The organism is Microbacterium sp. M4A5_1d, from assembly GCF_053345465.1.
This window is the reverse complement of the sequence record NZ_JBKFAD010000003.1, coordinates 401,159-419,744: the sequence shown is the minus strand read 5'-3', so window position 1 is coordinate 419,744 and position 18,586 is coordinate 401,159. Positions and strand designations below refer to the sequence as shown.

Genomic DNA, 18,586 nt, shown 5'->3' with positions numbered 1-18,586 from the left:
CCCGGAGACCTGCTCTCCGGGCATTTTCGCGTCAACCGGGGTGTTCTTGCCTGGACGACGCGACGTTCACAGAGTCACAAGCCGTCAGCAGGCTCCGTAGCCGTGGACCACTGATCGAAGTCATCCGCGTCCGGGGCGATTCGACCCCAGCTCGCATCGACGGTCATGTCGGCGTTCAGCAGGCACGCGTATTCGAGCGGCGCATCGACCGTGGGATCGGTGACGGGGACGACGACGTACCAGAGGCCATCCGGGCGGAGCGCGGATCGGGCACTACCGCTCTCGACCGTGGAACGATCGAGTTGCTCGGACGCCGGAGCGTTTCCGTCTCTGACCGCGACGAGGCACGCATCGAGCAGATCGGATGTCGACAGGGACGGTGCCGGCGAGGAGACCGGGGGCGTCGTCGAGTCCGGCGTCGCGGACGGTTCCGGCTGAGTCGTCGGTGACAGGGTCTCGCTCGGGGTCGGCGATGGCGAGGGTGCTGCCGCGCCGCCGATGCCCGGGGTGGCGCACCCCGCGGTGAGCAGCGCGAATGCGAGGATGGCTGGCACACTGATGCGACGCCGAAGGACGATGCCGGTCATGGGTACTCCTCGTTCTCAGTTCTCGACGCTTGCGGGCACGCGGAAGCTGTCTCCCTCGTACTGCCAGATGTCAGGCCAGCGCGCGATCACGCCGTCGCGCTCCTCCGCGCTCGCGGTATAAAAGTGGTGCCGTGCGGACGGACTCCAGAACCGGGCGACGGTCACCGTATCGGGCGCGGACGAGCCGGCTGGATAGACGAAGAACGCGGTGCCCTCGTACGACCAGATATCGGGCCAACGAGCGATGACCGCATCCCGCTCGCCGGCATCCGTCGTATAGAAGTGGCCGTTGTACTGGGCGCTCCAGAAGCGGAAGAGCGGCACCGTGCCGGAAACCTGAGTCGTGAACGCCCGATAGGCGGTTCCTTCATACGACCAGATGTCGGGCCAGCGAGCTGCGATGCCATCGCGCTCGGCCGAGCTCGCCGTATAGAAGTGTCCCTGGTAGCGAGCGCTCCAGAACCGGTAGACCGGAGTCGCCGCTGTGGGCGACGTCGCCGGCAGCGGCGCTCCCTCGATGAGCCACGCGGGGTTCCAGACCGTTCCGGTGCGGTGGGGGCCCGAGAAGATCGCCAGATGGAGGTGAGCGTTGGCCTCCGTGCGCGGTCGCACGTCTCCTGTGTTCCCCGTTCGGCCCAGCGGGGTCCATCGGAACACGCGTTGGCCCACGCTCACCATGGGGCTGCCACGTTCCATGTGCAGGTACTCAGAACGCACACCCGCAGCGTGCTGGACGACTACGAACACCCCGCGGCTCACGTCACCGTCATCCCCGACGGCGGTCACGGTGCCATCGGCGATCGCGAGGATCGTGGTCCCGATGCGGGGGGTCACGTAGTAGTCGGCGCCGATGTGTCCGCTGTACGTCTGCCCGGGGTATCCGTCGACGCCGGATCCGCGCGTCGCGCGGCTGGCGAGAGGGTACCCCCAGACGATCGGAAGCGCGGCATGCTCGGCAGGCGTCTTCACGCTGTAGGTCAGGGCTCGGGCGGGTGTCGCAGAGGCGAGCACCAAAGAGCCAGCCGCGACGGATCCGAGCAGCACCGCCCGGCGGCTGAGCGCTCGCGGGGTCTCGTTCTCGTCCGTCGACACGAGAAGAACCTAACAGGAGGCTGAGATCCTGCCGAGGTTCGGTCTCCCCCCTCCCGCCGCTGGGACGTTTCTCCGCGGCTTGCGCCCCGCCGATAGGGTCGGATGGTGCTCCGCCTGATCTTCTTCGCAGCTGTCGGCGCGCTCCTCGGTGGCGCGGTGGTCGAGTACGTCGGGCCGCCGGACGCCGGCTGGGCGATCATCAGCATCGCGCTTCCGGTCGCGATCATCAGCGGGACGTTCATCCTCATCGGCCGATCGATGGCCGGGGGAGTGGCGGTATCGAAGGACGATCTCCGTCGCGCTCTCGATTCGCGGCGGCTCGGCCTCGCCCGCGTCGATGCGATCCGGCAGACCGGTACCCAGATCAACGATCAGCCGTTGTGCGAGATCGACCTGACCGTGCGGCCGATCCAGGGGGAGGCGTACGCGACCACTCTGCGCACCGTCGTCGCCCTGACGGAGCTTCCCTCGTTCCAGCCCGGCGTTCAGCGCCAGGTCGCCATCCTTCTCGACGGCGGACCCGAGGTCGCCTTCGTCGACGGTGAGCTCTCACCGTCTGAGGTCGGCAACCTCACGGTCCCCGATCGGTCGTCGGTTGGGTTCGTCCCCATCGCGAGCCACACCCGGATCTCCGGCGGGCGCCGCAAGGGGCCGCTGATCGGCGTGGGCAGACGCGGCCGGCCGCTGCGCCTGCTCGTGTTCACGGCTGTCGCCGTCGCGGTGGCCGTCGCTGTCGTCGCGCCCTATCGGGAGGCGGTGGCACAGACCGTCGAGGCGGTGCTCGACGGCAGGGCGCACGTCGACATGCGTCAGCCCGGGCCGCTCGCCCAGGCCCAGGCCGCCCTCGAACGCGAGATCGGCCACGACCGCGTGAGCTCGATCTACGTCACCCCGGATTTCGTCATCGTCGAGGCTCCCGTCACCGCCGGCACCACGCATACCGACAGGTGGATGTACCGCGGTGGTCAGGTGGAGCATTCCGGCGCCGTGTCGATTCAACCGAAGTCGGCCACGGAAGCGTTCTCATGGGAAGACGTCGATCTTGCAGGCATTCTCCCGGCCATGGAAGAGGCTGCGTCCCAGAGCGGGCTCCCCGTCGATGACGCGGGGGCGACGGTCATGCGCACGTGGGGTGGCGCCGAAGCGGTGTCATCCGGAGAGAAGTCGGGGCCCATCGAGATCAACTTCTCACTCGAGGACGACTACGAGACCGCGTCGTTCCGGATGTCGGCTGACGGCAGCGGGCTCACCCGCGACTGACCCCCAGGCCGGCGCGACTCACGGGCGGGCGAGGTCGTCCGACCCGAGCCGAGTGAGCGCGGAACGAACGCTGCTCTCGGCGAGAGCGTCGTCGGGCGGGGCGTACGGCGGCAAGAACATGCGTGTGATGAGGGGGCCCATCAGCATGTCGTAGACCTGATCGGCATCCACGTGCGGGGGCTCGGTCTCTCGTCGCGCAAAAGCGGCATCGATCACCTGCTTCACGCGGGCGCGGCGCGGGCGGATGAACTCCGCGTCGAGCAGCGCCGAGAGATCTTCGTCCGTCCTTGCGACCCCCACGAGGTCGACCACGCTGTTTCGAGCGACCGGGTCGGAGAGCACAGCGATCCCCTCCCGCTGGACCGCCCGAAGGTCGCCGGCAAGCGAGCCGGTATCGGGCAGCGGCCCCGGTTCGAATCGGCGAGACAAGACGGCGACGGCGAGGTGGGCCGTGCTTCGAAACCGCCGATAGAAGGTGGGGCGCGTCGACCCGGCCCGGCTCACGAGGCCGTCGACCGTGAGAGCGCAGAAGCCCTCCTCGGCGAGGACCCGCTCGCCTTCCCGGAGAAGTTCCTCGGTGATGTCCTCGACGCGCGGGCGACCGACCCTTTTCCCGGACATGCCCGTCACTGTAGCTGTGGTCTCTTCGCGCATGTCCGCGACGCTTCGTGGTGCGGATCGTTCGGCGCGGGTTCCGGTGCCCCGTGCCGCGCAGGCCTTGGCCCGGTCTCGCCGACGGCCCGCTATCCTGTGAGTGCCCACCCGTGCCCTATCGAGAAAGAACACCCGTGAGCAATCGCCATTCCTCCACCGACCAGGAGGGTCGATCTTCGTACCCCCTCGCTGAGAGAGGGGGTGAATCCGAATGATCGAAGCAGTCCTGACGCTGCTGTTGGGAATCCTGCTGACACTGGCGATCATCGCCGCCTGCGGCTTCTTCGTCGCGCAGGAGTTCGCGTACATGTCCGTCGACCGGTCGCGCATGGCCGCCCGTGCCGAGAAGGGCGATGCCCAGGCGGCACGTGTGCTCGCGATCACCAAGCGCACGTCGTTCATGCTCTCGGGTGCGCAGCTCGGCATCACGGTCACCGGCCTGCTGATCGGTTACGTGGCGGAGCCCCTCATCGGCGAGTCCATCGGCACGCTGCTGGGCGGCGTCGGCATCGATCCGGCTGTCTCGGTGCTCATCGGAACGGTGGGCGCGCTGCTGCTGGCCACCATCGTGACGATGATCTTCGGCGAGCTGTATCCCAAGAACCTCGCCATCGCCAGCCCGGAGCCCCTGGCCCGCGCCCTCGCGGTTCCGACCCGCATCTACCTGATGCTCTTCGGCTGGCTCATCACGGTGTTCGATGTCGCCGCGAACGCCCTGCTGCGGCTGCTGCGCATCGAGCCGCTCGAAGATGTCGACGAGAGCGCGACCGCGCGCGACCTCGAAGCGATCATCGAGGAGTCCCGCGCGAGCGGCGATCTGCCCGACGATCTGTCGATGATCATCGACCGCATCCTCGACTTCCCGCAGCGCGACGTCGAGCACGCGATGGTCCCGCGCTCGCGCATCGACTCGATCTCGCCCGACACGACCGTCGGAGAGGTGCGCGTGCTCATGGCGACCGGCCACACCCGCTATCCCGTCATCGGCGAGGAGGACGACCCGGTCGGTGTCGTCGAGCTCATCGACCTGCTCCGCGGCCGCCACGACGACGACGCGCCCGTCTCGACGATGATGCGCGAGGCGGTGGTGCTGCCGACGACGATGCAGCTGCCGGTCGCCCTCGACCGCATGCGGCAGACGCGCAACGAGCTCGCCTGCGTCGTCGACGAGTACGGCAACTTCGACGGCATCCTCACCATCGAGGATCTGACCGAGGAGGTCATCGGCGAGATCTCCGACGAACACGACCTCGAGGTCCACGAGATCGTGAACGTCGGCGAGGATCATTGGCGTCTGCCCGGCGACGTCCATCTCGACGAGGTCGAGCGCCTGATCGGCTTCGACCTGCCGCGCGACGACGCCGAGACCATCGCAGGTCTCATCATCAGCGAGCATGGTGACCTGCCGCCCGTGGGCGCGGTCGTGCGCATCGACCTGCCCGAGCGGGCGTCCGAGACGGTGCAGGGGCTGCGGATGCAGCGCTGGCTGGATGTCGAGGTCGCCGAGGTCGCCCGTCTCGTGCCCTCCGAGCTCGTCGTGCGTCTGCACGAGGTGGATCTGGATGCCGTTGAAGCCGGCCCCGAGGTCGGCGTCGATGCCGTCGTCGCGGCTGGCGCGACCGAGGAGGTCACCCGATGAGCTGGTGGGTCGTCACGATCATCACGATCGCGCTCATCCTGGCGAGCGCGTTCTTCGTCATCGTCGAGTTCGCGCTGCTCGCGGCTCGGCGCCACCGCCTGGAAGAGGAGGCCGACCGCAGCGCGTCGGCGCGTGCCGCTCTCCGCGGCGTCAACGAGCTGACCGTCATGCTCGCGTTCGCCCAGCTCGGCATCACGGCGTGCACGTTCCTGCTCGGTGCCATCACCAAGCCCGCGATCGACTACGCGCTCGCTCCGGTGTTCGAGCAGTGGGGACTTCCTTACGTGCTCGCCGACATCATCGCGTTCATGCTGGCGCTCATCGTGGTGACGTTCCTGCACCTCGTCATCGGCGAGATGGCGCCCAAGTCGTGGGCGATCGCCCACCCCGAGGTGGCCGCGAAGGCGACGGGCATCACCGCCCGTGCGCTGACCTGGCCGCTGCGTCCCTTCCTGCTGTGGATCAATCACATCGCCAACCGGCTCGTGAAGGCCTCGGGTGTCGAGCCCGTCGAGAAGGCTGCCGCGGGCGGTCAGGACGCCGACACCATCCGCGAGATCGTCGCGCACTCGCGCGCCGCGGGAACGCTCGAGGAGCAGTACTCCGAGCCGATCGCACGCGCCATCGCCCTCGGGTCGCTGACGGTCGGCGACATCGTCCGTACCGACCGGGTGCCCACCGCGGTGCCGGCGACGGCCACCGCCGCCGATGTGCAGGCGGCCGCGGCATCCTCCGCGCACCTGCGCATCCTCGTGGGAAGGGGGCCGTCGAGCCGCGTCGCGCACGTTCGTGACACGCTCGCGGTGGCTCCGGAGACCCCGGCGCTCGAGATCGCCCGTGACGCGCTCGTGCTCGCGCCCGATGCGTCGGCGTACGATGCGCTCGCGCGCATGCGCCGCGGACACGTGCAGCTCGCGACCATCGTCGATGGCGCCCGGCTGCTCGGCGTCGTCACACTGGACGACCTGCTGCGCGAGGTGCTGCCTGGCGCCGCTGAGGCGGAGTTGGTGGCGCCCGCGAGTTGACCCGACGGCGCGAGCTCGTTCAGTTGGCAGGTCCCGCCCCATCCCGCTCGATGTGGCGGCGGGAACTGCCAGGTGAGCGCCCATCGTACCGCGAACTCCCGCTAAGCTACTGGTAGTAACTTAGCGGGAGGCGTGATGAGCGACGGTGGGCGACAGCGGCGGATGCCGCGCCATGAACGACGCGCGCAGCTGCTGGCGGTCGCTCGCGAGCTGATCCGCGAGCGCGGCACCGACGAGTTCACGCTGGGTCGGCTCGCCGAGCGCGCGGGGGTGACCAAGCCCGTCGTGTACGACCACTTCGGCGATCGCGCGGGCGCCCTGGCCGAGCTCTACCGGGAGTTCGAGGAGCAGCAGCGGGCGGCTCTCACCGCGGCGCTCGCCGACGAGCCGCTCGCGCTCGATGCCGTGTGTCGCGCCGTCGCGGGAGCCTACATCGACTGCTCGCTGGCCGAGGGGCGCGAGCTGGCGGACGTCGTCTCGGCGCTCGATGGATCCGCGATGCTCGTCGAGGTGCGGCGCGAGGCGCAAGGCGCCTACCTCGCGTTGTGCGATGACGTGCTCGCCTCGTGCGGCGTTCGTCTCGATGACGCCGGCGCGCAGGCTCTCGTCGGGGCCGGCGACGCACTCTCGCGGGCGGCGCTGGACGAACGCGTGAGTCCCGCGGCCGCGCGCTCCACCCTCACGCGCGTCCTGCGCGCCCTCGTGACATCAGCCACCGAACCGGAGGAATCATGACCATCTCGCACGAGCCCGCGCCGGGCGTCGCCCACTGGGTGCTCGCCCATCCGCGATCGACCTCTTTCAACGCCCGGCTCTTCCGTGACGGGGTCGCCGAGCTGTCGCGAACGCGCAGTGTCGAGACATCCGATCTGTACGCGCAGCGGTTCAATCCGGTGTTCCCCGACAGTGAGCTCGACGTCACGCTTGGGCGGGCGGCGGGCCCTGCGGGGGGCGAGTACGGCGGCGTCCCCTTCCCGGACGACGTGCTCGAGGAACAGCGCAAGCTCGCTGCCGCGGAACTGCTCGTGCTGCAGTTCCCGCTGTGGTGGTACGGGCCGCCCGCGATCCTCAAGGGGTGGATCGACCGCGTGCTCACCAACGGCTTCGCCTACGGCGACATGGATCCGGAGCTCGGTGTCCCGCGGCGCTACGGTGACGGCGGGCTGGCCGGCCGGCGTGCGCTCGTCGTCGTGACGGTGGGAGAGGACGAGCGCTCGATCGGGGAGCGCGGAATCAGCGGCGACCTCGACTCGCTCCTGTTCCCGCTGACGCACGGCGCGCTCTGGTACGTCGGGATCGAAACCCTCGACCTTCACGTCGTCTACGACGCCGACGGGTTGGATGCCGCGGGCGTCGACCGCGAGGCCGAGCGCCTGCGTGCCCGCATCGCCGGGCTCGACAGCGAGACGCCGCGTCGCTACCGGGCGCTCCGCGACGGTGATTACCGCGGCACCCGGTCGCTGCGCAGCGACATCCATCCGGGGCGGACCGATTTCGGCATCCACCTCGCCGACTGAGCCGGACCGTGCCCACGATGGATACACCTCTGGGTACGCAGAAGGGCAGTCGAACCCTCGACTGCCCTTCTGCTCACTGGTGCCCCCGACAGGAATCGAACCTGCGACCTTTGGTACCGGAAACCAACGCTCTATCCCCTGAGCTACGGAGGCGTGCCGATCGAGACTATCACCGCGGAGGCGACCGGAACGACCGCGGGAGAGGTGGCAGCATTAGCTTTACAACTGTTAAAGTCATTGCATGGCGCAAAACAGCTTCCCATACGATGACGCAGCCCGCATGGTCGCCGTCGGGACGAAGGCCGAGAGGGATGCGCGTCGCGCGACGCGCTGGTTCCGGATCTTCGTCGTGGCGCAGGCCGCGTACGCGCTCGCGTTCACCCTATCGATCGACGTCGCCGGCGTCGGCTACTGGAAGGCCTTCGCACCCTTCCTCCTCGCGACGCTCTGCATCTGGACCATCGCGTTCCGCTCCCAGCGGTCGGTGCCCCGCAACGGACTGCGGAACATGGGGATCGCGGTCGCGACCTGGTTCGCGCTCTACACGCTGATGCTCGACCCGGCGCTCCAACTGCTCCAGCTCTCGTCGCCGTGGTGGTGGGTTCTCGCGGGAATCGTGTCAATCTCTCCGATCCTCGCCTGCCTCTTCCCGAGCTCACGCCGATGAGTCACCCGCGCAAGGACATCGACGCCCTCATCCATTCGCCCGTGCGCTTCTCGCTGCTCGCTGCCCTCCGCAATCTCGAGGACGTCGACTTCCGCTTCCTCGCCGACCTGCTCGAGGTGAGCGACTCGACCCTGTCGCAGACGCTCACCGTGCTGGCCGACGCGCGGCTCGTCGAGGTGCGGAAAGAAGCCGTCGGCAGGCGGACGCGGACGTGGGTCGGCATCACGGATGCCGGTCGCGAGGCGTTCGCCCGCCACCTGGCGACGCTGCAGGCGATCATCGAATCCGGTTCCGCGACGCCGACAGCACCGGCATCCGACCGCAAGCAACCCAAGGACGCACCCGCATGACACCTCGCACTCGTCTCGCCGCCGAGAACGAACTGGATGCCGCCGCCGACGCTCTCGCGGAGGCGTTCGAGGATTACGCGTGGACACGCCATGTCATCCCCGACGATGACTACGCGTGGCGGCTCCGTGAGCTGCAGCTCGTCTACCTGCGGCACGCGCACGCCCACGGCTTCGTCGGGGTCACGGGGCCCGCTGACGGAGTGATCGCCGTGCTCCCGCCGGATGCGCCCGACCCGGCACCGGCCGTCGTCGACCGCATCGTTCAGCTGCACGGCGACCGACTCGGACGACTCGGCGACGCCGCTGACACGCCGTCCGAGCCGGACTCGTGGCGGATCGAGACGGTCGGCGTCGTGCCCGCCCGTCAGGGGCAGGGCCTCGCATCCGACCTCATCCGGTTCGCGCTCGCTGAGGGCGGGCGACGGGGCGCCGACCGCTTCGCGCTCGACACATCGGACGAGCGCAACGTCCGGCTCTACGAACGACACGGCTTCTCGGTCGTCTCGCGGGTCGAACCGCGGGACGCGCCACCGGTGTGGAGCATGAGCGCCGTCGTCGGCGCCGCCGCTCCGATGAACGAAAGGACCAAGACATGACCGCATCCGAGACGCTCGCCCGCTACATCGCCGCGACCAACACGCATGACTTCGACGAGGTTGCACAGGTGCTCGACGCGAGCGCGGTGTACTACTTCGGCGATGCCACCTGCGTCGGCCTCGCTTCCGTCCGCGCCTACTTCGAGCGGACGTGGACGCTCATCCCCGATGAGGTCTACGGGGCGGAGGACGTCGAGTGGGTCGTGGATGCCGCCGACGCGGCGGTGGCCGTCTACACGTATCGCTGGAGCGGACACATCGACGGACAGGCCCGAAGCGGTCGCGGTCGGGCGACCAACGTCTTCCACCGCACCGGCTCGGGCTGGCGTCTCGTGCACGAGCACCTCAGCACGGGCCCTTCGCCCCACAGCGGCGCTTAGGCGGCGAGACCAGCGGGTCAGGGGACGAGCGGCTCGGGAACGGGCTCGGCGGCGACGGCCGGTGCATCCGTGATCGCCGCGACGTCGGCTGCGAGGCGATCGGCGAGATACGCGTGCCCCGCTGTCGATGGGTGGTCGCGCCCCGTGGCACTGGTGTCGATGACGTCGCTGTAGTTGGCGTCGGTGATCCAGCCCTCGGCGATGGGGGAGAGGTACCACCAGCCCCGGGCGCCGGCGAGCTCGGCGAGATCCCGGTCGATGCGGGCCGTCTCACTCTCGACCGGGAGCACCTGCGGTGCGGGGCCCAGCACGACGATGCGCGCTTCGGGGTAGGTCGCCGCGAGATCGTCCCACGCCGCGTTCACGGCGTCGCGGTACCCGGCGGCACCTTGCTTGCGGTCGTTGATCGACCCCTGGATGATCACGAGGTCGGGATCGAGTGCGGGGTCGAGCGCGGCGATTCGGTCGCCGAACGCGGGACCGTCGATGCCCGGCTTGAGGTAGCCGCTGCCGCGGACGCCGTCGACGATCGTCGTCCACCCGGTTCGCTGGGCGACGACATAGGCGTATCCGAGGGTCGGACCGGATGCCGCGGAGCCGTAGGTCCACGAGTCGCCGAAGATCAGAACGCGAGCCCCCGTGGGAAGCGCGAGCGGCGGCGCCTCGATCCTCGCGACCGCGCCGGGTCCGGCCGCCACCGGTGCCGCCGTGGGAGCCGCCCAGGGCCGCAGGAATGCCGTCAGCGCCACCGCGACGACGGCGGCCGAGATCGCCGAGACAGCCCACACGGTTCTGCGGCGGGGGCGGGCGTTTCGGGTTCGCACACGCTGAGGGTACGTCATCGGATGGGGTGCCGGGACGCCTGCGTGGCAAGACCGCGCGGCCCGAGGCCTGACCCCTCAGGCGCGGACGGCGGCGACGGCTTCGATCTCGACGAGCTGATCGTCGTAGCCGAGCACCGTCACGCCCATCAGCGTGCTGGGCACGTCGTGGTCTCCGAAGGCGTCGCGCACCACCTCCCAGGCGGTGACGAGGTCGGCCTGCGAGCTCGACGCGACGAGCACACGCGTGCTGATGACGTTCTCGATCCCCGCGCCGGCGGCCGCCAGGGCGACCTTCATGTTCTCGATGCAGGATGCCGCCTGGGCGGCGTAGTCGCCGACGCCGACCGTCGACCCGTCGGCGGCGAGCGGGCACGAACCGGCCAGGAAGATGAGGCGCGCGTCGGCGGGCGCGGTGGCCGCGTACGCGTACTCAGCGGCATCCGACAGGGATGACGCGCGGATGAGGGTGACGGTCTTCGACATGAGGGCTCCTCGTTTCATGGCCGACCACCAGCCTCTCATCGCGGCCGATCCGATCACCGCCGGGAGCGGCCCGACGGCGCTTCGCTGCGTGCGAGGATTACCCGGTGCAGCGCATCCTGACGGCCGAACTCGACCTCCAGCTGACCGGTCCCGTCGACGTCATCCTGCAGATCGCCGCGTCGCGCGCGGCGTCTTTCCGCAACGAAGAACTGAGCGTCACGCTCGCCGGCCGCTCGCTGTCCGTCTCCGAGATCGTCGACCCGCCCGCGTCTCCCGCGGGCACGCGCATCCATCGCCTCGCGGGAGAAGCGGGCACGATCTCGGTTCGGTACCGCGCTGTCGTCGACGGCTCCGCCGCCCCGGCGCCGACGAGCGAGCTCGAGACCATCGCGTACCTGCGGCCGAGTCGCTACGCGCAGTCCGACGAGGTGTTCGCGCACGCGCGTCGGCAGTTCCGGGGCCTGCAGGGCCGCGAACTCGTCTCGGCCATCAGCGACTTCGTGGCCTCGAACACGACCTACGCGCCGGGTCTCAGCCTCGGCACCGACTCCGCGGTCACGACCCTCGCGACCGGACAGGGGGTGTGCCGCGACTACGCCCACCTCGTCATCGCGCTGCTGCGCGCGATGGACGTTCCCGCGCGCTATGCCGCCTGCTACGCGCCGGGGCTTCGCCCGATGGATTTCCACGCCGTCGCCGAGGCGTACGTCGACGGCGCCTGGCACGTCATCGACGCGACTCGGCTGTCGAACCGCCGCGGGCTCGTCCGGATCGCGACCGGCCGGGATGCCGCCGACTGCGCGTTCCTCAGCTACTACGGCGGCAACGTCGCGCTCACGCATCTGCGGGTCGATGCCGAGGTCGCCGGGGGAGACGCCGCCGTCGACGATCCCGCCCGAGACGATCACGAGGCTTTCATCACCCTCGCGTGATGCCGTCCGCGAGACGTTCAGCATCGGGCCCGTGGCCGCCCGCCTAGAATCGGAGGGCTATGAATCCCGATGCTCTTGCCGAAGCCCTCCTGTCCGTCGTCGCCCCGCTCGCCGAGGCGCGACGCCCCGGCTCGAGCGATGGTCTCACCGCCGCCGACTTCGTGTTCGAGCGCCCCAAGAACCGGGACCACGGCGACTGGGCGTCCAACGCGGCGATGAAGCTGGCCAAGCGTGTCGGTGCGAACCCGCGTGAGTTCGCCGCCGAGATCGCCGCGGCGCTCGCCGAGACGCCGGGGGTGGCATCCGTCGAGGTCGCCGGCCCCGGGTTCATCAACATTCGCCTGGATGCCGCCGCCGCCGGCGCGCTCGCCCGCGAGATCGTCGAGGCGGGGGCCGCGTTCGGCCGCAACGACAGCCAGGCCGGCAACTCGATCAATCTCGAGTTCGTGAGCGCGAACCCCACCGGTCCGATGCACATCGGGCACACGCGCTGGGCGGCGCTCGGCGACGCGATCGCCCGTCTCCTGCTCGCCAGTGGGGCCGAGCTCGTCCGCGAGTTCTACATCAACGACGCGGGAGCGCAGATGCAGCGGTTCGGCCGCTCCGTGCTCGCGAGCGCCAAGGGAGAGCCCACGCCCGAGGACGGCTACCCCGGCGCGTACATCGACGACCTCGCCCAGCGGGTGCTGTCGGCGCGCCCGGATCTGCTGACCCTCGCCCTCGAGGAGCAGGAGCAGGTCGCTCTCGACCTCGGCTACGAGCTCCAGATGGCCGACCTCAAGGACTCGCTCGAGAAGTTCAACGTGCACTTCGACGTGTTCTTCAGCGAGCGGCTGCTGCACGCGACCCCCGCCGACGGTGGACCGAGTCTCGTCGACCAGGCCGTGGACCGGCTGCGTGCGCAGGGACACGTCTTCGATCAGGACGACGCCGTCTGGGTGCGGACGACCGACTTCGGTGACGACAAGGACCGCGTCATCCGTCGTTCCAACGGCGAGTACACCTACTTCGCCGCCGATGCCGCCTACTACCTGAACAAGGGCGACCGCGGTTTCGCGCACAAGATCTACCTGCTGGGCGCTGATCACCACGGCTACGTCCACCGTTTGAAGGCCCTCGCAGGCGCGGCCGGTGACGACCCCGAGAAGGACATCGAGGTGCTGATCGGCCAGCTCGTCTCGGTCAACGGTGCGCGTCTGTCCAAGCGTGCGGGCAACATCATCGAGCTCGACGACCTGCGCGACTGGCTCGGCACCGACGCGCTGCGCTACTCGCTCGCGCGTTACCCCGCCGACTCGCCGCTGACCCTCGATCCCGAGATCCTGCAGAAGCGCACGAACGACAACCCCGTGTTCTACGTGCAGTACGCGCACGCCCGCACGCACAACGTCGCGCGCAACGCCGCCGACTCCGGGGTCACCCGCGATGCGTTCGCCCCGGAGCTGCTCGACCACGAGACCGAGTCGGCTCTCCTCGGCGCGCTCCAGGAGTTCCCGCGCATCGTGGCGTTCGCTGCCGAGCTGCGCGAGCCGCACCGGGTCGCCCGGTACCTCGAGGAGCTCGCGAGCCTCTACCACCGCTGGTACGACACCTGCCGTGTCACGCCGCTCGGAGACGAAGAGGTCACCGACCTCCACCGCACTCGCCTCTGGCTCAACGACGCCACCGGGCAGGTGCTGCGCAACGGGCTCGACCTCTTGGGTGTCAGCGCCCCCGAACGGATGTGACCGACGTGAGCGGTGCCACTCAGCCCACCCTTCCGCTGCCCGAGGCTGTCGCCGTGCCGCCGAAGCGACGGCGGCGGGCGCTGCCGTGGATCATCGCTCTCGTCGTGGTCGTCGGCCTTGCGATCGCCGCGTGGTTCGTCGCTGAGAGCATCACGCGCAGCATCCTCACGAATACCGTGCGCGAGCAGGTGATCACCCGGCTCGCACTGCCCGAGGACCAGCAGATCGACGTCGGCTTCGACGAGCCGGTGCTGCCCCAGGTCATCGGGGGCCGGCTCGACCGTCTCGATGTGGCGAGCGACGGGATCCCGCTCGGCGACGTCGTGGCCGACGTGTCGGTGCGCGCGACCGATGTTCCCATTCGAGCCGACGGAGGCGACATCGGATCGGCGGGGGCGACGGTGGTCTTCGCGGAGGACCAGCTCGAGACCCTGCTATCGCAGGTCTCCGGCGTCTCAGGTGCGGGGGTCACGCTGGATCCGCCGTACGTGACGGTCGACGTCGAGATGCCGCTGTTCGCCCTCTCGGTTCCGCTCGGGCTCGACCTGACGCCGAGCGCTGCAGACGGTGACATCGTCCTGACGCCCACTGCTGTCCGGCTCGGTGGCGCGGCGCTGACCGGCGACGATCTCCGCCAGCGATTCGGCTCGGCCGCCGACGGCGTGCTGCGCGACTACCCGATCTGCATCCGCGATCGCCTTCCCGCCGGGCTGACGCTGCGCGAGGTGCGCGTGGAACCCGGCGCGCTGGTGGCCGAGGTCGATGTCGACGGAGCGATCATCCGCGATCCGGCGCTTCAGGCCGACGGCACCTGCGCCTGAGCCGGCCGCCCCACCCGGACGCCTGCCCCGGCTCAGTGGCCGTGAGCGAGGAGAAGCGCGACGGCGACCGCCGCGACCAGCCCGAGCAGCAGCGCGGATGCGACCAGGCGCTGCAGCGCGGTCAGGCCCGTGCGCGCACTGGCGAGCAGCACGACACCGACCAGCACCGCCGCGTCGGCGATGATCCCGATGATCAGCGCCGTGTCGAGGTCGATGAGGTCGAGCAGGGCGAGCAGCAGCGCGAGCAGGGGGAGCGACGCGGTTCCGAGGGCGACCACGGCCGTGCGCGCCATGACCGCCAGCTCTCGTCCGCTCGGGAACTGGCGATGCCCGATCTGATGGGCGATGACTTCGGCGACGAAGCCGGCGGCCGCGATCGCGAAGATGCCGACCGCGAGGGCGAAGATCGACTCGGTGACCGTGACGTGCTCGGCCGTGAGGAGTCCCGCCAGGATCGCCAGCCCGGTCACCGTCGCATAGATGCGTTCCTTCAGCGCACCGATACGCTCGTCGAGTCCGGCCGGTTCGCGCGTTCCATTGCCCATCATCGCCTCCTGCGCCAGGCTACAAGCGTGGAGTGCTCATGACAGCGGACGACGGAGGCCCGGCTCTCCTCGTCGTCTCGGATGCGGCCGCGTGGCGAGCCTGGCTCGACGCGCACGAGTCCGACTCCGACGGCGTGCGGCTGGTGCTCGCGAAGAAGAACGTGACGGAGCCGACGTCGCTGACGTACGCCGAGGCGCTCGACGAGGCGCTCTGCAGCGGCTGGATCGACGGGCGGCGCAACTCCCGCGATGAGGCCACCTTCCTGCAGCTCTTCACGCCGCGCCGCGCCCGTTCGATCTGGTCGCTCCGCAATGTGGGGATCATCGAGCGGCTGGTCGCGGAGGGGCGCATGCGTCCCCGCGGCCGGATGGAGGTCGAGCGTGCGCAGGCCGACGGGCGCTGGGAACGCGCTTACGCAGGCCAGGCCGGGGCCGCGGTGACGGCGGACCTCGAGGCTGCGCTCGCGGCGTCGCCCGCGGCATCCCGCCGGTTCGCCGCGCTCCGCGCCGCCGAGCGGTACTCCGTCCTGCATCCTGTCCTGAGCGCGCCGTCGGATGCTGCGCGGGCGGCGCGGATCCGCCGGGCCGTCGCCCGGCTCGCGGAAGAGGACGCGCCCTCGTCGCTCTCGTGAGCGGGCTCACGGCCGCGTCTGTCGCGGGCGGTCACACCGGCGGAGCCCGCGCGGCGGGTGTCTTAGACTGGCGGCACCGTCGCGGCCCCGTCTGCCGGACGGTCAGCGTCTCTCCCGATTGGTGTTCCCGTGTCCGCGTCCGACGTCCGCCCTGCCGTACCGGAATGGCTGCTCCCTCCCGCTGACGTCAACGAGCTGGTCGAAGCCGTCTGGCCGCCCCGCGCCGAGCGCGACGACCTCGGTGCGCTGTCCATCGGCGGCATCGCGACGACCGACCTCGCCGCTCAGTTCGGCACGCCGCTCTACGTGCTCGACCAGGATGCCGTCGTGGCGCAGGCGCGTCGCGTCCGTCAGGCATTCGACGCCGCCGCCGCACGCCACGGCACGAGCGCTCGGGTGTACTACGCCGGCAAGGCGTTCTTGAGCACCGAGATCGTGCGATGGGTGACGGCGGAAGGGCTCGCGGTCGACGTCGCGACCGGCGGTGAGCTCGCCGTCACCCTGGCTGCGGGAGCGGATCCGGCGCGCATCGGACTGCACGGCAACAACAAGTCGCGCCTCGAGCTCGCGCGCGCCGTCGAACTCGGAGTCGGTTCCGTCATCGTCGACAGCCTCGTCGAGATCGACCGGCTCGCCGAGATCGCCGCCGCACGCGGGGCGGTCCAGCCCGTGCTGGTCCGGGTCAACAGCGGCGTGCACGCCGAGACCCACGACTTCCTCGCGACGGCCCACGAGGACCAGAAGTTCGGCTTCGCGCTCACGGATGCCGAGGCCGTGGTCGCTCGCATCCGCGAGCTGCCCTCGCTGCGTTTCCTCGGGCTCCACTGCCACATCGGATCGCAGATCTTCGGTACGGCGGGCTTCGCCGAGTCGGCGTCACGGCTCGTGGCCGTCCACGCCCGCCTTCTCGGCGGCGGCGAGGTTCCGGTGCTCAATCTCGGCGGCGGCTTCGGCATCGCCTATACGAGCGTCGACGACCCGACCCCGATCGAAGAGCTGGCCGACGGCATCGTCGCGGCCGTCGCTCGCGAGTGCGAGGCCCACGGCATCCCGCTGCCGATGCTCGCCTTCGAGCCCGGTCGGGCCATCGTCGGCCGCGCCGGGGTGACCCTGTACGAGGTCGGCACCACCAAGCCGGTCCGCGTCAGCGACGAGCTCGAGCGCCTGTACGTCAGCGTCGACGGCGGCATGAGCGACAACGCACGGCCCGCCCTATACGGCGCGGCCTATTCGGCACGAGTCGCGAACCGTCGCAGCGACGCGCCCGCCGCGCTCTCGCGTGTCGTGGGTCGGCACTGCGAATCGGGCGACATCGTCGTCGACGCCGAATACCTGCCCGCCGACGTCACTCCGGGCGATCTGCTGGCTGTCCCGGCGACGGGTGCCTACTGCTACTCGCTCGCCAGCAACTACAACTACGTCCCGCGCCCGCCCGTCGTCGCCGTCTCGAACGGCGTAGCCCGGGTGATCGTCCGCGGCGAGACGATCGACGACCTGCTCGCCCGCGACGCGGGCATCCCCACAGAAGGAGCCGAATGACGGACTACCGCCGCCTGCGCGTGGCCCTGCTCGGAGCCGGCGCCGTCGGCTCGCAGGTCGCCGCCCTGTTGCTCAAGCACGGAGACGAACTGGCCGATCGCGCCGGAGCCGCCCTCGACCTCGTCGGCATCTCGGTGCGCGACATCGACGCGCCGCGCGACGTCGAGCTGCCGCGCGAGCTGCTGACCACCGATCCCGAGCCGCTCCTCGTCGGCTCCGACATCGTCATCGAGCTGATGGGCGGGATCGAGCCCGCGCGCACGAGCATCCTGAAGGCCATCGGCGCCGGAGCCGACATCGTCACGGCGAACAAGGCGCTGCTCGCCACGCACGGACCCGAGCTGTTCGAAGCGGCCGACCAGGTGGGCGCGTCGATCTACTACGAGGCTGCGGCCGCCGGCGCCATCCCGATCATCCGCCCGCTGCGCGACTCGCTCGCCGGCGACCGGGTGCAGCGCATCATGGGCATCGTCAACGGAACGACGAACTACATCCTCGATCGCATGGACCGCGAGGGATCGGACTTCGCCGACGTCTTGGCCGACGCGCAAGCGCTCGGGTACGCCGAGGCCGACCCGACCGCCGACGTCGAGGGGTACGACGCTGCTCAGAAGGCCGCGATCCTCGCGTCGCTCGCCTTCCACACCGCCGTGCCGCTGAATGCGGTGCACCGCGAGGGCATCACCCAGATCGACGCCGACATGATGGATGCCGCGCGCAAGGCCGGCTTCGTCATCAAGCTCCTCGCCGTGTGCGAGCGCCTCGCCGATGCCGAGGTGTCGCCGTCGGGCGAGACGATCTCGGTGCGCGTCTACCCCGCGCTCGTGCCGCGCGAGCACCCGCTCGCGAGCGTGCACGGAGCCAACAACGCCGTGTTCGTCCAGGCGGAGGCCGCGGGCGACCTCATGTTCTACGGCGCGGGCGCGGGCGGGGTGCAGACCGCGTCGGCTGTGCTGGGCGACGTCGTATCGGCGGCCCGCCGCCACATCGCCGGCGGTGTGGGCGTGGGGGAGTCGACGCGGGCGAACCTGCCGGTCGTCCCGATCGGTCACGTCACCACGCGCTACCAGATCACCCTCGAGGTCGACGACCGCTCGGGCGTCCTCGCCGCGGTGGCGGGGCTGCTCAGCGACGGCAACGTCTCGGTGGCGACGCTCGAACAGACGATCGTCGCCGACGGCGACGTGCAGACGGCCCGCCTGGTCATCGGCACGCACACCGCCCGCGAGCAGGACCTCAGCGACGCTGTCGCCTCGCTCGGCGAGAGCGGCGTCGTCAAGCGCGTCGTCTCGGTGCTCCGGGTCGAGGGAGACTGA

Annotated in this window: 21 protein-coding genes and 1 tRNA gene; 15 read left to right on the top strand and 7 right to left on the bottom strand. The window is 70.1% G+C overall.

Features of this window, described 5'->3' with window-relative positions; genetic code table 11:
* Positions 1-74: 74 nt before the first annotated feature.
* Complete coding sequence (locus ACLBWJ_RS13885; protein ID WP_447660562.1) at positions 75-587, bottom strand: hypothetical protein; 513 nt, start codon at positions 585-587, stop codon at positions 75-77.
* A gap of 15 nt (positions 588-602) precedes the next feature.
* Positions 603-1,679 carry a peptidoglycan DD-metalloendopeptidase family protein gene (locus ACLBWJ_RS13880; RefSeq protein ID WP_447660561.1) on the bottom strand — a complete coding sequence of 359 codons (1,077 nt, stop codon included), beginning with the start codon at positions 1,677-1,679 and terminating at the stop codon, positions 603-605.
* A gap of 105 nt (positions 1,680-1,784) precedes the next feature.
* On the opposite strand from ACLBWJ_RS13880, the gene ACLBWJ_RS13875 reads away from it, so the two are divergent.
* On the top strand, positions 1,785-2,939 hold the full coding sequence (locus ACLBWJ_RS13875; protein ID WP_447660560.1) for a hypothetical protein: 1,155 nt from the start codon (positions 1,785-1,787) through the stop codon (positions 2,937-2,939).
* An 18-nt stretch (positions 2,940-2,957) separates the two neighbouring features.
* On the opposite strand, the gene ACLBWJ_RS13870 is transcribed toward ACLBWJ_RS13875, so the two are convergent.
* The gene (locus ACLBWJ_RS13870) at positions 2,958-3,560 is read right to left on the bottom strand and encodes a TetR/AcrR family transcriptional regulator (protein ID WP_274178813.1); all 603 of its coding nucleotides are present in this window, start codon (positions 3,558-3,560) and stop codon (positions 2,958-2,960) included.
* A gap of 244 nt (positions 3,561-3,804) precedes the next feature.
* On the opposite strand from ACLBWJ_RS13870, the gene ACLBWJ_RS13865 reads away from it, so the two are divergent.
* The 4 genes from ACLBWJ_RS13865 to ACLBWJ_RS13850 all read left to right on the top strand — a co-directional run bounded on the left by ACLBWJ_RS13865 (position 3,805) and on the right by ACLBWJ_RS13850 (position 7,774).
* Positions 3,805-5,232, top strand: a complete 1,428-nt coding sequence (locus ACLBWJ_RS13865) for a hemolysin family protein (RefSeq protein WP_447660559.1) — start codon at positions 3,805-3,807, stop codon at positions 5,230-5,232.
* Positions 5,229-6,257, top strand: coding sequence for a CNNM domain-containing protein (locus ACLBWJ_RS13860; protein WP_447660558.1), 1,029 nt, complete (start codon positions 5,229-5,231; stop codon positions 6,255-6,257). The genes ACLBWJ_RS13865 and ACLBWJ_RS13860 overlap by 4 nt, the downstream gene beginning before the upstream one ends.
* 135 nt (positions 6,258-6,392) lie before the next feature.
* Positions 6,393-6,992: a TetR/AcrR family transcriptional regulator gene (locus tag ACLBWJ_RS13855; RefSeq protein WP_447660557.1), complete on the top strand. Its 600-nt coding sequence runs from the start codon at positions 6,393-6,395 to the stop codon at positions 6,990-6,992.
* Positions 6,989-7,774 (top strand): NAD(P)H-dependent oxidoreductase, encoded by a 786-nt coding sequence (locus tag ACLBWJ_RS13850; RefSeq protein ID WP_282501322.1) that lies wholly within the window; start codon positions 6,989-6,991, stop codon positions 7,772-7,774. The genes ACLBWJ_RS13855 and ACLBWJ_RS13850 overlap by 4 nt, the downstream gene beginning before the upstream one ends.
* A 77-nt stretch (positions 7,775-7,851) precedes the next feature.
* On the opposite strand, the gene ACLBWJ_RS13845 is transcribed toward ACLBWJ_RS13850, so the two are convergent.
* Positions 7,852-7,927 (bottom strand) — tRNA-Arg (locus ACLBWJ_RS13845).
* 88 nt (positions 7,928-8,015) lie between these two features.
* Here ACLBWJ_RS13845 and ACLBWJ_RS13840 point away from each other — a divergent pair.
* The 4 genes from ACLBWJ_RS13840 to ACLBWJ_RS13825 are packed head-to-tail and all read left to right on the top strand — an operon-like array spanning position 8,016 to position 9,767.
* A complete protein-coding gene (locus tag ACLBWJ_RS13840) occupies positions 8,016-8,441 on the top strand; it encodes a hypothetical protein (RefSeq protein WP_274178809.1) in 426 nt (141 codons plus the stop codon).
* The gene (locus ACLBWJ_RS13835) at positions 8,438-8,791 is read left to right on the top strand and encodes a transcriptional regulator (protein WP_274178808.1); all 354 of its coding nucleotides are present in this window, start codon (positions 8,438-8,440) and stop codon (positions 8,789-8,791) included. The genes ACLBWJ_RS13840 and ACLBWJ_RS13835 overlap by 4 nt, the downstream gene beginning before the upstream one ends.
* Positions 8,788-9,387, top strand: coding sequence for a GNAT family N-acetyltransferase (locus ACLBWJ_RS13830; RefSeq protein WP_274178807.1), 600 nt, complete (start codon positions 8,788-8,790; stop codon positions 9,385-9,387). The genes ACLBWJ_RS13835 and ACLBWJ_RS13830 overlap by 4 nt, the downstream gene beginning before the upstream one ends.
* Complete coding sequence (locus ACLBWJ_RS13825) at positions 9,384-9,767, top strand: YybH family protein (RefSeq protein ID WP_274178806.1); 384 nt, start codon at positions 9,384-9,386, stop codon at positions 9,765-9,767. Before ACLBWJ_RS13830 ends, ACLBWJ_RS13825 begins: the two co-directional genes overlap by 4 nt.
* Positions 9,768-9,784: 17 nt before the next feature.
* Here the strand turns inward: ACLBWJ_RS13825 and ACLBWJ_RS13820 are convergent, their stop codons facing one another.
* Positions 9,785-10,591, bottom strand: coding sequence for an SGNH/GDSL hydrolase family protein (locus ACLBWJ_RS13820; RefSeq protein WP_447660556.1), 807 nt, complete (start codon positions 10,589-10,591; stop codon positions 9,785-9,787).
* A gap of 75 nt (positions 10,592-10,666) precedes the next feature.
* Positions 10,667-11,074 carry a RidA family protein gene (locus tag ACLBWJ_RS13815; protein WP_274178804.1) on the bottom strand — a complete coding sequence of 136 codons (408 nt, stop codon included), beginning with the start codon at positions 11,072-11,074 and terminating at the stop codon, positions 10,667-10,669.
* Between the two features lie 104 nt (positions 11,075-11,178).
* On the opposite strand from ACLBWJ_RS13815, the gene ACLBWJ_RS13810 reads away from it, so the two are divergent.
* The 3 genes from ACLBWJ_RS13810 to ACLBWJ_RS13800 are packed head-to-tail and all read left to right on the top strand — an operon-like array spanning position 11,179 to position 14,554.
* Complete coding sequence (locus tag ACLBWJ_RS13810) at positions 11,179-12,006, top strand: transglutaminase-like domain-containing protein (protein WP_274178803.1); 828 nt, start codon at positions 11,179-11,181, stop codon at positions 12,004-12,006.
* Positions 12,007-12,065: 59 nt separating this feature from the next.
* The gene (locus ACLBWJ_RS13805) at positions 12,066-13,733 is read left to right on the top strand and encodes an arginine--tRNA ligase (protein WP_282501317.1); all 1,668 of its coding nucleotides are present in this window, start codon (positions 12,066-12,068) and stop codon (positions 13,731-13,733) included.
* 5 nt (positions 13,734-13,738) lie between these two features.
* Positions 13,739-14,554 carry an LmeA family phospholipid-binding protein gene (locus ACLBWJ_RS13800; RefSeq protein WP_447660555.1) on the top strand — a complete coding sequence of 272 codons (816 nt, stop codon included), beginning with the start codon at positions 13,739-13,741 and terminating at the stop codon, positions 14,552-14,554.
* A gap of 32 nt (positions 14,555-14,586) precedes the next feature.
* Here ACLBWJ_RS13800 and ACLBWJ_RS13795 read toward each other — a convergent pair whose 3' ends face one another.
* Complete coding sequence (locus ACLBWJ_RS13795) at positions 14,587-15,102, bottom strand: hypothetical protein (RefSeq protein WP_282501315.1); 516 nt, start codon at positions 15,100-15,102, stop codon at positions 14,587-14,589.
* A 35-nt stretch (positions 15,103-15,137) separates the two neighbouring features.
* Here ACLBWJ_RS13795 and ACLBWJ_RS13790 point away from each other — a divergent pair, with 35 nt between their 5' ends.
* The 3 genes from ACLBWJ_RS13790 to ACLBWJ_RS13780 all read left to right on the top strand — a co-directional run bounded on the left by ACLBWJ_RS13790 (position 15,138) and on the right by ACLBWJ_RS13780 (position 18,586).
* Positions 15,138-15,731, top strand: a complete 594-nt coding sequence (locus ACLBWJ_RS13790; RefSeq protein WP_447660554.1) for a YdeI/OmpD-associated family protein — start codon at positions 15,138-15,140, stop codon at positions 15,729-15,731.
* A 129-nt stretch (positions 15,732-15,860) separates the two neighbouring features.
* Positions 15,861-17,270 (top strand): diaminopimelate decarboxylase, encoded by a 1,410-nt coding sequence (gene lysA, locus ACLBWJ_RS13785; protein WP_282501314.1) that lies wholly within the window; start codon positions 15,861-15,863, stop codon positions 17,268-17,270.
* Positions 17,267-18,586, top strand: coding sequence for a homoserine dehydrogenase (locus ACLBWJ_RS13780; RefSeq protein ID WP_269267739.1), 1,320 nt, complete (start codon positions 17,267-17,269; stop codon positions 18,584-18,586). The genes lysA and ACLBWJ_RS13780 overlap by 4 nt, the downstream gene beginning before the upstream one ends.